The organism is Vreelandella sp. V005 (assembly GCF_052645115.1).
The window spans coordinates 430,951-444,190 of the sequence record NZ_JBQXYA010000002.1; the positions used below are offsets into that span (position 1 = coordinate 430,951).

General features: G+C 55.6%; 10 protein-coding genes. 5 read left to right on the forward strand and 5 right to left on the reverse strand.

Features of this window, described 5'->3' with window-relative positions:
• Positions 1-183: 183 nt before the first annotated feature.
• The 5 genes from ACUN8H_RS07215 to ACUN8H_RS07235 are packed head-to-tail and all read left to right on the forward strand — an operon-like array spanning position 184 to position 7,925.
• Positions 184-1,995, forward strand: a complete 1,812-nt coding sequence (locus ACUN8H_RS07215) for an IucA/IucC family protein (RefSeq protein ID WP_445531470.1) — start codon at positions 184-186, stop codon at positions 1,993-1,995.
• The gene (locus ACUN8H_RS07220; RefSeq protein WP_445531471.1) at positions 1,988-3,259 is read left to right on the forward strand and encodes a type III PLP-dependent enzyme; all 1,272 of its coding nucleotides are present in this window, start codon (positions 1,988-1,990) and stop codon (positions 3,257-3,259) included. The genes ACUN8H_RS07215 and ACUN8H_RS07220 overlap by 8 nt, the downstream gene beginning before the upstream one ends.
• Positions 3,260-3,303: 44 nt before the next feature.
• On the forward strand, positions 3,304-5,157 hold the full coding sequence (locus ACUN8H_RS07225) for an IucA/IucC family protein (RefSeq protein ID WP_445531472.1): 1,854 nt from the start codon (positions 3,304-3,306) through the stop codon (positions 5,155-5,157).
• On the forward strand, positions 5,151-5,936 hold the full coding sequence (locus tag ACUN8H_RS07230; protein ID WP_445531474.1) for an HpcH/HpaI aldolase family protein: 786 nt from the start codon (positions 5,151-5,153) through the stop codon (positions 5,934-5,936). The genes ACUN8H_RS07225 and ACUN8H_RS07230 overlap by 7 nt, the downstream gene beginning before the upstream one ends.
• 45 nt (positions 5,937-5,981) lie before the next feature.
• Positions 5,982-7,925 (forward strand): IucA/IucC family protein, encoded by a 1,944-nt coding sequence (locus ACUN8H_RS07235; protein WP_445531475.1) that lies wholly within the window; start codon positions 5,982-5,984, stop codon positions 7,923-7,925.
• A gap of 105 nt (positions 7,926-8,030) precedes the next feature.
• Here ACUN8H_RS07235 and ACUN8H_RS07240 read toward each other — a convergent pair whose 3' ends face one another.
• The 5 genes from ACUN8H_RS07240 to ACUN8H_RS07260 are packed head-to-tail and all read right to left on the reverse strand — an operon-like array spanning position 8,031 to position 13,136.
• On the reverse strand, positions 8,031-8,654 hold the full coding sequence (locus ACUN8H_RS07240; protein ID WP_445531476.1) for an RraA family protein: 624 nt from the start codon (positions 8,652-8,654) through the stop codon (positions 8,031-8,033).
• A 60-nt stretch (positions 8,655-8,714) separates the two neighbouring features.
• Complete coding sequence (locus tag ACUN8H_RS07245; RefSeq protein WP_445531477.1) at positions 8,715-9,749, reverse strand: FecCD family ABC transporter permease; 1,035 nt, start codon at positions 9,747-9,749, stop codon at positions 8,715-8,717.
• Entirely contained in the window at positions 9,746-10,750 is a 1,005-nt protein-coding gene (locus ACUN8H_RS07250) for a FecCD family ABC transporter permease (RefSeq protein WP_445531478.1), read from the reverse strand. The genes ACUN8H_RS07245 and ACUN8H_RS07250 overlap by 4 nt, the downstream gene beginning before the upstream one ends.
• Positions 10,744-11,724 (reverse strand): ABC transporter substrate-binding protein, encoded by a 981-nt coding sequence (locus ACUN8H_RS07255; RefSeq protein WP_445531479.1) that lies wholly within the window; start codon positions 11,722-11,724, stop codon positions 10,744-10,746. Before ACUN8H_RS07255 ends, ACUN8H_RS07250 begins: the two co-directional genes overlap by 7 nt.
• Positions 11,721-13,136: a DHA2 family efflux MFS transporter permease subunit gene (locus ACUN8H_RS07260; protein WP_445531480.1), complete on the reverse strand. Its 1,416-nt coding sequence runs from the start codon at positions 13,134-13,136 to the stop codon at positions 11,721-11,723. Before ACUN8H_RS07260 ends, ACUN8H_RS07255 begins: the two co-directional genes overlap by 4 nt.
• Positions 13,137-13,240: the final 104 nt, after the last annotated feature.

Genomic DNA, 13,240 nt, shown 5'->3' on the forward strand with positions numbered 1-13,240 from the left:
CCAAAGGCGGTTGCTCTCTCTCCTAACTCTTTTCATCACCAATTGCATAACTCATTTCATAACGACAACGTTTATAAACACAGTACTTATATAACAACTTCGCAAAGTGACTAGCCAGGGATACACGGACGCACATGCCATTGGTGTGTGGGACTTAAATGGATAACATTTTGCGGGGGCCATATGAGCTACGCACGCTACTCTCGTTTACCTGGCGAGATCAGTCAGCATGCATCTATGCATGCGCTGCTGAACTGCATTATTAAGGAAGTCGCCATACCCCAAGGCACGCTCTTCTATCGATGGCCAAGCTGTTTAACAGGTTTACCTAATCAACTATATGGCACACCAGCGCTGATTGAATGGTCAACGACCCTTTCTCTGTTGGTCATGGTAGACCGTCGCTCAAACATCGGAAGCCACTATTTCCTCTCCGATATCTATCTCAGAACTTCAGCGTTATCGCGATGGCAAGCACCCGATATAGCAGGCTTGGTCAATGCGCTATTGGAGCACTGTGAGTGGTTGGACGATACACCCAATGGCGAGTTAGTTGACCAGATACTCCAGAGCCAGGGGGTTATGGCCTCCATTGTTGGGCATGCCACCGAGCAACCCAAACTTCAGCCGCTAAGCGATTATCGCAGTAGCGAACAGGGCTTGTGGTTTGGCCATCCTAATCACCCAACCCCCAAGGCCCGGCAGTGGCCCGCCCACTTGCGGCAAGACAAGCCTCCTTACGCACCGGAATTTGGTGCTACCACGGCCTTACACCAGTTCTCGTTTCCGCTTGAAGGGTTGAGCGCCCAGGCCAATCGAATGGATGCACAGGAGATACTGCCGTTCGTAGCGGATCAGCGCAAAGCTGAAAATGCCCAACGGGTGGTGCTTAGTATGCACCCCGTTCAGGCGGTGCTTTTCAGGCAGGACGTAAAGGTGGCCGAAATGATCAAGGAGGGTGTCATTGGGGATCTTGGTAAGAGCGGTTGGCGCGCAGCACCTACTGCATCCATGCGCACTTGGTATATTGATGGGCAGCCCTGGTTTATAAAAGGCTCGCTCAACGTTCGTATTACCAACTGTGTACGGAAAAACGCGTGGTATGAGCTGGAAAGCACGCTGGTTATTGATCGCATTATGCATCGGCTATTGCAGCTTAAAGACGCCGCGCTCGAAACATTATGTGTGGCGCAAGAGCCTGCCACGGTGCATTGGCAGCCTACCAATGGCAGCGATGAGCAAAAACAGTGGTTCCGGGAGCAGACCGGCATGATTCTGCGTGAAAATTTCTGCCAGCGTTACGCGCCACAGAACTGCCTGCTGAGCGCATCGCTATTTGCTCGCGATGCCACACTAGCACCCATGATACTGGCTTTTATTGAGGGGGCAGCACACCGTCCCGGGCAAGCCACCCTGCCAGCGGAGTGGCAAGTCAGGCAGTGGTTTCAGGCATATTTACGCGCGTTAGTCGCACCGGTGATGGGGCTATTCTTCCGTCACGGAATCGCCATGGAGCCGCATTTGCAGAACTGTGTGCTGATTCATGAGCAAGGCCAGCCGCAAAAGATGCTGTTGCGAGACTTTGAAGGGGTCAAGCTAACCAGTGATAAAGGCGTTGACTGGCTGGCAGGGGAAGTCCTTGATCCCCGCGTCGAAGCGTCGATGATTTACAGCCGCGAAAAAGGCTGGAATCGCGTCGCCTATTGCCTGTTCGTCAACCATATCGCCGAGGCGATCCTGGCCTTGAGTTGGCAGCGCCCGGCCCTTGCCGACCTGCTCTGGCATGACACGCTGGAAGAGCTACGCCATGTAAGAAAAAGACTGGAAGTGCCAGCACCGGAACTGGATGCACTGCTGAAGGGCGCCAGCTTACCCTGTAAGACCAATTTCAAGCTGCGACTTATGGCCAAAGCCGACCGGCAGGCTCAGTACGTGTTACTGCCTAACCCATGGCACCTTAACCCGGTGATGGGTCAGGAGGTGGCTTATGGCTGAGCATGTCACGATACCGGCTCATGTACTTGCCGCTATTGAGAAGCATCAGCGGCAGTGTAGCGATCCCATGGCGGCGTTCTTTTATGACCTTCCGGCGCTGGCTGCTCATGGCGCGGCGATCAAAGCGGCGCTTCCTGCAAACGTTGAGCTTTACTACGCGATTAAGGCCAATAGCGAAGCCGCGATTATTGATACCCTGGCCCCCATCGTCGATGGCCTGGAGCTGTCATCCGGCGGCGAGATTGAGCGTGCCTGCAACAGTGCGACCCCGCGCCCGTGGGTGCTTTCAGGGCCTGGCAAGCTCGATTCCGAGATGCGCCATGCAATGTTGCAAGGGGTCGAGGCGTTTCACATTGAGAGCCTTAACGAAATTGCCCGCTTGCAGTCAATAGCGGCATCACTTCAGCTCACCCAGCCGGTGCTGATACGCATTAACCCTACGCTGGCAGACGAGTTCTCCAGTCGTTTGAAAATGGCGGGCGCTGCCACCCCTTTTGGTATTGATGAAGTGCAGCTGGCCGATGCGGTTAACGCCGTGGATAGCGCAGCTAATTTAACGCTGCGCGGTTTTCATATCCATGCCATGTCGCATCAGAAGAGTGAGCAGCGTCATCAGCAACTGTTGAGGTTCTATCTACGGCGCTGGCCCCAATGGCGAGCGCTGGCGCGGGATCCAGAAGAACTCACTCAGCTTAATGTGGGGGGCGGCATTGGCGTTAACTACCTTGAGCCATCGCAACAATTTGACTGGCCCAACCTGTGTATGGCGCTGGGACGCCAGTTGGAAGCCATGCACGAGCCGCCGCGGGTGCGCTTTGAAATCGGCCGCTTTCTTACTGCCTTTTGTGGTTACTACGCCATCGAGGTGATTGATACCAAGGTAAGCCACGGGGAGGGTTTTTTAGTCTGCCGTGGCGGCACGCATCAGTTCCGGTTGCCCGTGGCACAAGACCACGACCATCCGGTTATACATCTGCCGCGCCGTTCACGCCTGCCGATTCCTTCCAACGCGACCGAATATCCGCCGTGGACGGTCGTCGGCCAGCTCTGTACGCCCAAGGATGTATTGAGCCGACATCAGTCGCTACGCGATGTGGCAATCGGGGATCTGCTGGTGCTGCCGCTGGCGGGCGCCTATGGCTACAACATCTCCCACGCGGACTTTCTTTGTCATCCCCGCCCTGAGCAAATCTTCGTTACTCACGCCTCGGATAGCCTGGCAACAGAGGCGATGAGGCTCGCCCAGAGCGAGGCCATGAACTGATCCAGCCGTTTGTTAATCATTTATCGTTGTTTTAAAGGTCTCTCATGTCATCACATGAACACATAGTAAGTACGCCGACGACTCCTTTTACCTCCATGGAGAGCTGGCGTCATCATAAGCGGATTGAGCAGCGTGTCGTTGGTCAACTGCTGCAAACGCTGCTCTACGAAGATGTACTTCGTTATGAAATAGCCCCCCAATCGAACTCAGCATGTGCCGGTAACACTCGCTTTACGCTCAAGCTAGGAAGCCGTGGCTACCAAGTGCATGGCTGGCTATGCCACAGCTTCCAGCTTATTCGACTCGAACACTCCTCTTTGGTCACTGTTCAGCAAAACGGCGCGCCAGCGTCGGTAAGCCTGCAGCAATTTATCAATGATATTGAAGACGAGCTGGGGGGCGGTGCGATTCAGCCCGGTTTTGTCGATGAATTGAAACAGACGCTCATCAAGGACATTCAGTCCTCTACCGCTTTTCCGGTCTACCCTGAAGCACCGCAACGGCTGGATGCTGATGCTCTGGAGCACTACTTCACCGATGCGCATAGCTACCACCCTTGTTATAAGTCACGGCTTGGCTTCTCCCTGCAGGACAATCAGCGCTATGGCCCAGAGTTTGCTCAGTCACTTCAAGTGTTGTGGCTTGCGGTGCCGCGGCATTTGGCGCATCAAGGGGCCGTTGAAGGCAACGATTTTGCTGACAACCAAGCGCAGAGTGCAGGGCAGCGTGTGTTGGCAAGCCTGGGTGAATACCTGGCTCAGCGCCAGCTAAGGCGTGACGAGGTGGTGTTGATGCCCGTGCACCCATGGCAGTGGGAAAATGCGCTGGTGCAGGCTCTTTATCCAGAACTTGCCAGCGGTGAAATCGCGTTGCTCGGCGCGGGTGAGGCAACCTATACCGCCCAGCAGTCGATTCGCACTCTCGCTCCGCTAGATATTAACCAACCCTATCTCAAGCTGGCGATGAGCATTACTAATACGTCGAGCACGCGGATCCTGGCGCGGCATACCGTGACTAACGGTCCCATCATTACCCAGTGGCTGCAGCAGCTTATTGGGAGTGACGAAACGGCCAGCGCTGCAGGCTTCGTAATACTTGGCGAAGTGGCCGGCGTGGCGCTAGATGAGCGCGCCTTTCCGCCCGCCCGTTACCACGATATCTATGGGAAAGTGGGCGCGATCTGGCGGCAAAATATCAGTCAGTTTTTACATGCTGGCGAACAGGCAGTGCCCTTCAATGGGTTGAGTCAGCTGTCTCGGAGCTGGGAGGGTGAGCCTTCTGCACCCTTTATCGCTCCTTGGGTCGAACGTCATGGGTTGGAAGCCTGGGCAAAGCAACTTATTCACGTGGCCACGCTGCCGATTATCCACATGCTGTTTGCCGAAGGCATCGGGATGGAGTCCCACGGTCAGAATATCATCGTCATTCACCGTGATGGCTGGCCGACCAGAGTGGCATTAAAGGATTTCCATGATGGTGTGCGTTTCAGTCCTGATCATTTGGCAAGGCCTGAGCTTGCGCCCACGTTAGAGCCGGTGCCCGCGAGCCACGCTGCACTCAATCGCAACTCCTTTATTGTCACCGATGATCTATCCGCCGTTCGTGACTACTCCTGCGATGCTTTCTTCTTTATCGCATTGGCTGAAATAGCGATTTTCCTACACCGCCATTTCGGTTTAGAAGAGTCTCGCTTCTGGTCGATGACTGCCGCGGTGATTAAGGAGTACCAGCATGCTCACCCTGAGCATGCCGAACGCTATGACTGCTTCGATGTGTTTGTGCCCGATTGGGAAGTGGAAGCCCTGACGCGTCGTCGACTGTTTGGGGATGGGCAGCCACAGGTCAAGCAGGTACCCAACCCGCTTGCTGCCTACGCCCTGCGGGAGGCTGCATGCTGAGGAGTAACCAGCTCAAACGGTCGCTGTCTGAGGGCCGGGATGTTTACGGCGTAATAGCTTCAATACCCTCGGCGGCCTCAATAGAACTGATTGGTGAAGCCGGTTTTGATTTTGTGGTCATTGATACAGAGCACGTGCTGATCAATCCAGAAACCATTGAGCACATGATTCGTACCGCTGAAAGTTACGCATTGACACCGCTGGTACGCGTTGCCGATAGCCACCCTAAAACGCTATTGCGACTGCTGGATGGTGGCGCCCAAGGCATTGTGCTGCCCAATGTGGAAGATGCCGACACATTAGCGCGGGCAGTCGCCGCGTGTAAGTACGCGCCAGACGGTGAGCGCAGCCTGAATGCCGGTCGGCCTGGAGGGTTTGGCAAAAGCGCTTTGGCTGAGTACGTCGTTCAGGCAAATCAGGAAGTCATGCTGATAGCGATGATTGAAAGCCATCGCGGTGTTGCGCATATCGATGAGATTTGTGCGGTACAAGGGCTCGATATGGTGCTGGAAGGCGCGGCAGACCTTTCTCAATCCCTAGGGGTAACGTGGCAGCCAGAGCATCCCCAGGTGATCCAAGCGCTGGAAACCGTGCAGCGCAGTGCCTGCGAACACGGAATTCCCTATTGCGCTTTTCTTCGCCAACCGACGGCCCAAGCGAGATGGCGTGCCAAGAGGGTTAGCGCTTTCATGCTGGGCGATGAGCGGGGAATTGCGTTTCGGGCCCTGCAAACCAGCCTTAATGAAGCCAAATCCCCTGCACCGTCCAAAAACCCATGAAGCCTTGCCAACTAACTGCACACACTATTTTTGGAGGTCGCTAGTATGCAACCCGTGAATGCCCAACGCTATTCTCAGCAGCTGATTATACAAGCCCTTGTCGACGGTTTGCTGGTGGAAGGGCTGTTAGATAATCTTGAAGTCGAATGGATCAACCCCGCACAAGCCAGCGAGCTATTGACACATTTCCCTGTGCTTAATGATTACCGAAAAGACACTTCCAAGCGGTTATGGCGGTGGCAGCAGGATCAGCAGCAAATTGTCATGCTATTGCAGCCTGGTATTACCCAAGCATGGGAGAAAGTGCCAAAAACACCGGCACTGCTGCTAAGCCATGCCACTCAACAGGCACAGGAGCTTGGCCCTGTTGACCTTACTCAACGCCTATTTGGCGCAATGAACAGTAGTGTCATGGACAATAGTGCCATGAGTAGCGACGACGGTCAGGCCTTCACACAGGGTCAGCAGGTGTTTCTTCAGGCGCTATCCGACAGTGTCTGGCAGGCTGCCTGCTCGGTGGATCACCAGGTAACAACGCAACACTTAAACCAGCTATCCACGCCTCAACACTTTACGGTGATGGAGCAGTGGGCATCGCTGCTAGACCGGCCTTATCATCCTACGGCGAAAGCCAAGCAAGGGCTTAGTGAGGCTGAATACCGCGCCTACATGGCTGAGTTTGATCAGCCTATTCAATTGCGCTGGGTGGCGGTTATTGCTGATCGGCTGTTGACCGGGGCGGGGGTCGGTGAAGCGTGTGCTGCGCCGTTACGCTGGCTGGCAAGTAGCGATGCCTGCTTGGCGGTGGAGCAAGAGATGGCAGAAAAAGGGCTGACGCAAACGCATACTGCTATCCCTGTTCACCCTTGGCAGTATGAACATGCGCTGCCTCACTGGTTACAGGAGGCCTTTGATGCGGGCGACTGCGCTTCTCTGTCAGCGGTTACCGAGCCCTGGCTGGCCACTTCTTCGCTGCGCTCGTTAGCGCCGACGACCACAAGTGCTCACTTTCTGAAACTCCCCATGGCCATCCACTCCCTGGGCGCCTCCCGTTACCTGCCTGCCGTCAAAATGGTCAACGGTGATCTCAGTGCTCGATTACTGCAGCAAGCGAAGCAGTTGGATACAAGGCTGGCTGAAGGGCTCTATCTGTGTGATGAGAGTAAGTGGTGGGCCTATATGCCTGAAGATGCCACGCTGTTTGATGAGGCGCCACGCCACCTCTCGGCGATGGTGCGCAGCTATCCCGACACGTTACTGCAAGACCCCAGCGTGCGTTTAATTCCCATGGCAACACTAGGCACACCGCTACCGGCAGGTGACCACTATGTGTTTGACGATTGGCTAGCACAGCGTGGGATTGCGGCTAGCGCTGCATCGGTGCAGTTACTGTTTGAAGAGCTGTGCGACTGTTTCTTCGATATTAACTTGCGCATGCTACGACTCGGCATGCTGGCGGAGGTGCATGGCCAGAATGCCGTATTGGTCTTTAAGGACGGGCAGTGCCACGGGCTGCTGCTACGTGACCATGATTCGCTGCGGATTACCGTTGAGCGCCTGGAGCAGCATGGGATGGAGGATCCGTGCTACCGCATAAAACAGGGCGGCTCCAATACACTCTACCACGACAGCCTCGAAGCCTTGTTGTTTTGGCTGCAAACCCTGGCGATTCAGGTCAATCTTCGTGCGATTATTGATGCCCTTGCCAACTATTACCGCCTTTCCTCAAACGATCTTTGGCGGGTAATGGCCTCACGCCTTGAACAGCAGATTAACGCCGTACCATTTGCGCAGCATGATCGTGAGATGCTCCGCGAGCAGTTGTTTGAACGAGAGCAGTGGCCCTATAAGCGCCTGATTGCACCGATTATTGAGCGTGCCGGTGGGCCAGGCAGCATGCCCTTTGGCACCAGCGCTACCTGTAATCCTTTCAAACGTGTGGCGACAGCCGCTGTTGAGGTAAACAATGCAGCATTAACGGAGGGCTAAGAGTGGCAAACCGCCCGAGCATCTCGGGCGGTTTTTTATAGGGCCATGATTAATAGAGCGGTGATTTAAAGATATCGCATTTAAAATGCTGTAACTCAAATATACTCAGCAAAACCATTCAGGAAACTGCGCTTTAAGCGCGCTGCGCTTCTCATCTTCCTGGGCCTGCTTAGCTTCAGCGGCCTCTGCCAGTGCGTCTGCCCGGTGAGGAGGAATAATAAACAGCCCATCGTCATCACCCACGACCAAATCCCCTGGATTGATAGTGACGCCTTCAATAGCGACCGGAGTGTTGATTTCCCCTTCCAGCTCCAGCGCCCTTGTGGTCAGCGGGCTTGAGGCACGTGCGTAAGTGGGTAGCCTCAACTGAGTCAATGCCTCCCAATCGGTGACCGCGCCATTGGTAACGACACCGGCCAGCTGTTTGCGTAGTGCAGCATAGGCGCGAAACTCCCCCCAGCAGGCGCGCCGATGGTCACCCGAAACGTCTATCACCAGCACATCTCCTGGGCATGCCATGATCAGCGCTTGGCGGATGATACTCCCATCCGTATGGGGGATCCTCACCGTTAATGCCGTTCCTAGCAAACGAACCGGGCGCTGAATGGGTAGCAGGGAGGTGATGGCCCCGAAGTCGGTAAAGTGGCCTAAGGTCGACGTGGCAAGATGTTGATAACGCGCACGTTGCTCAACTGTCAGCGTGATCTTGCGGGGTTCGATATGAAACATCTCTCTCCCTTTATCCATGGGCTATTTAGTCGCTACCTTGAGCATTGGTTGTGCCCCTGGTTAGCGTTGCTGGTAGCGGGTTCTGTGCAGCAGATAAACAAAGAAGGGCGCGCCTATTCCAGCAACAAAGATGCCCGCCGGTAAGTCTTTGGGTAAAAAAGCGACCCTGCCCAGCAGGTCGGCATAGAGCACGATCAGGGCGCCCACCAGCGCTGACATGGGTATTAGCCGTGCAAGGTTTCGGCCCACCAACTTGGCCGCCAAGTGGGGGGCAATTAAGCCCACAAAGCTTAAGCCTCCGGCAAACGCCACGGCGGCACCTGCCAACGCCACGCTGCAGGCCAGGAGCACTAACCGGCTGCGCAAAATAGCCACCCCAAGCCCTTCAGCAACGCTATCACCCAGTGCCATGGCGTCCGCATGGCGGGTGAAGACTAAGCAGAGTGGCACCGTTACCAACAGCCACGGCAACATCCCCTGCACATCTTTCCATTGGGCGGCGTACAGGCTACCAGTTAGCCATACATAGGCGGCCATAGCGGCCGAGTCATCGCTGAGCACGATTAACAGGGTGGTGCCCGCGCCCATGGCCGCCGCCAGGCCAATACCCACCAGTACCATGCGCGATGGGCTAATCCCGTTTTTCCAGGTCAGACTGACCACCGCCAATGCCGCCACTAGCGCGCCGAGCATGGCGGCAAACGGCAGCCACTGAATGCTCAAATGGCTACTTAACAGCACCAGAAAAAGCACCGCTGCCAGCGCCGCGCCGCTGGTAATGCCGATCACATCCGGTGATGCCAGCGGGTTACGTACAATGCTTTGCAGAATAGCGCCGGCTATCGCCAGGGCGCCGCCGACCAGTACTGCCAATACAATGCGGGGTAGCCTTAACTCCCAAATGATAAAGGAGATATCGCTACTCTGCGGGGCGATTAGTGCCCGTAATACCTGCATGGGCGGCGTGGGAAAACTGCCCAAACTGAGCGACAACCCGGCGCTTGCTAGCAGTAATAAGCTGACTAGCAACAGGTGAGTGCCCCATCGAGGGCCTACGTGCGGGGTAGGGAGGGATAGCGTTGCGGTCTGTCTCATTGGCTTACCATCTTGCTTCGCGCCAAATAAATAAAGAAGGGTGTACCAACCAGCGCGGTCATTACACCGACCGGTATCTCCTGTGGGGGTATTAAAAAGCGCGAGGCCAGATCGGCCAGCAGCAGCAAACAGGCACCCAGCAGGGCGCAGGCGGGCAATAGCCAGCGGTGGTCAACGCCAAAAAGCCCGCGTGCCATATGGGGGACAATTAACCCCACGAAACCAATCATCCCTGCTAGCGCCACGGAACTGCCTGCCAGGACAATCACAATGAGCCCCAGCAGTAGCTTGATGGTGGTGGCCTGCATGCCAAGCCCGGTGACCATATCATCACCCAGCAGTAGCGCATTGGCGTGGCGAACGAGTAGAGCACAAAGCAGAAGCGCTCCGCCAAAAAGGGGCAGTAAGGGCACGACCACCATAAGCTCTCGCCCGGATAAAGAGCCCGCCAGCCAATAGAGCACGCTTTCAAAACTTTGCTGGTCAATGACCAGGAGACCCTGGCTAAACGATACAAACATTGCCGTTACCGCAACGCCTGCCAATACCACTCTCAGAGGCGATAACTCCCCCTGGCGGCCACGGCTAAGTACGACCACCAGAATGGCCGCGACCAGTGCCCCTAAAAGCGCGGCCCACACGTAGTGGGCGGGAGTATGCAGCGGCAAAAGTGACACTGCCACCACCACAAAAAACATCGCCCCTGCGTTAATCCCTAAAATGCCGGGTGATGCCAATGGGTTGCGGGTCATGGTCTGCATCAGCGCCCCGGCAATGGCCAGACTGGCGCCCACCAGAGTGGCAATCACCGCGCGTGGAAGGCGCTCAGTGAACAAGATGATGTGGGCCACCTGAGTGGGGTCGTAGTGGTGAAGGGCTACCCATAATGATGACCAAGCGATATCCGTCGTGCCCAGCATCACGCTGGCGGTAAATGCCCCCAGCGCCGCGATTACCCCAACGAGTAGTCCGATGCTTTTTGCAGCGGCATTGTTCAGCATTTGGGTTCCTCCTCAAGGTTCGGCAAGGGAGCATGGCAAGTTAATTCATAGTGCTCATAAAGGTCATCTAACGTGGCGTTGGCCGCCAAGATGCCGCCGCCCATCATCCAACTCACCGGGTCTACCTCAAATACATGCTCGTTCTGAACGGCTGTTAGCTGTTGCCACAGAGGATGAGTGGCCCAGTGGCGGTAGTTCGCCTCAATGGCCGGATCATCTGGTTCAAGCAGGACAAACATGACATCAGCATCCAGTACGGGAATGTTCTCGGTGCTGGAGAGCTTCATTCCCCAGCCTTGAGTGTGCAGCGTATCCGGTTGCTCGAAACCGAGTTCATTGAGGATGGATCCGGCAAATCCGCTGGTATAGATACGCACGTGGTCACTTTTAAAGCGCACAACGGCTACTTTTTGCGGCCAGCGGCTACCCAGTTGAGCGGTAATCTGCTGGCGAAAATCGGCGACGCGTGCATCCCAGCGTTGCAGTAGCTGGTCAGCCTTAGCTTCGCGGCCAGTGGCATTGGCCACCATGGTGAGGGTGGTTTTGAAATCGAAGACGGTGTTGGCCGACACCGTGGGCGCAATGGCGTCGAGTAGCGGTGCTATTCGCCCATGACGAAAATCACTGGCGATCACTAGGTCAGGCCTAAGCCAGGCAATTTTTTCCAAGTTGGGCTGGGTTTCCAGCCCAACGTGTTCAGCGCTGGCAAGCTCATTACGCAAGTATTGGTACATGGGCTTTTCTAGCCATGCATCCACCACGCCGATGGGGGTAAGCCCAAGTGCCACGGCGCTGTCCGTAGCCCCTTGGTAAAGTGTCACGATACGCGGTGATGTGTTACTGGCAGTGGCTTCGTCTTGTTCAGCAGTCTCAGCATCTACAGCTGCGCTATTCGCGCTAGCGAGCAAGCCAACGAGCATAAGGGCGAACGCTAAGGCGCTGGCCACGCGCAGAGGTAAGGTCAATATCTTCATGTTGTCCTGGCACAAGAAGCTGTCTGAATAACGCGGCCCAATTGCCAAGCCAGCGGCAAGCAGAGGGCGGCGATGGCAGCCAGAGCAAAAAAAGCGTTGTGAAGGCTCGAAGCGCTAGCCTCGGTGTAGCTTACCCCTCGGTTGAGGGCCGCGTTAACCGTGATGTCGTAGTAGATCGAAAGGGCCACAATGCCCAGAGAAGCGCTGAGTCGGCGGGACATATTGTTCATGGCAGAGGCCTGGGTGACGCTCGATTCAGGCAGATCTTTAATGCCCACCGTGGTGGCAGGCAAGTAGGCGCAGCCAAGACCAATGCCGCGCATCCCCATCCAGGCGCCAATCACCCAGACCGGCGTGGCAGCCGTTAACGTGCCCAGGCCGACCAGGCTGATGATGGTAATGATCAGCCCAGCGCTCATGCACCACTGTGGTGGGTAGCGGTCAAGCAGCTGTCCCGCCACGGGTGAACAGGCGGCAGCCGCAAGCGCAGTGGCTAAAAATACCAGCCCTGTGATCAGTGGGCTAAATCCCAGCGCGTTCTGCATCCACAAGGGCACTAATAAAATACAGCCAAACAGAATAATGGATTGCAAACAGGCGAGTACAACGCTGATACGAAAGCCTTGATAGGTGAACAGCGACAGATCCAAGAGGGGGGCTGGGTGGCGTCGCTCAACGTGCACAAAACAGAGTAACGCAAAAATGCCGAACACAAGCGGGGCAACAGACTGAGTACGCAAAAGGTCTGGGAGCGTTTCTACCCAGCTAAGCGAAAATAGCACCGCTCCCAAACCCAGTGTAATCAGGGTAAAGCCGATTTTATCAAAACGCCGCTGCTGAGTGGGTAACTCTTTCCCTAGATATCGGTAGCCGCACATCAGCCCTAGCAGCGCAAAGGGCATATTCATTAAAAAAAGTGCGCGCCAGTGGCTAATTTCCAACAATAATCCCCCCACTGTTGGGCCTATTGCGGGCGCAATCATCACGGCCGCCCCCCATATGCCGCTAGCGCGGCCACGCTGATGAGACGGGTAGGCAGAAAAAATCAGCGATAGTGACAGCGGTATCATCAGGCCGGCAGCAATGCCTTGGAGCCCGCGGGCGAAAATAATACCATTCAGAGATTGCGCCAGCGCACCGACCCCTGAGCCCACTAGAAAACCCAGAAGCCCGAGCAGATAAATTTGCTTGCGGCCAAATTTTCCGGCGAGGAAACCGGTGAGTGGCATGGTCATGCCCATGGTAATCATAAACAGTGTCAACACCCAGCTTACGTGTGTGGCGCTGGCATTGAACGTGGTCATCAGCTCAGCCACAGCAAGATTTAGGGCACTGTTATTCAGGCTGACGGTAAAAGTGCCAAGCAGCACGCTAATCAGCACCTTCCCGCCATGCACGTTTGCATCCGGCATGTCACTCACTTAACAGGGGGCACAAGGGCCGTCACCAAGTTCATGTAACTACCCGGCATAACCGATGTGCATGAGCAGGTATGTGAAGTCGAGCGGGGGATGAT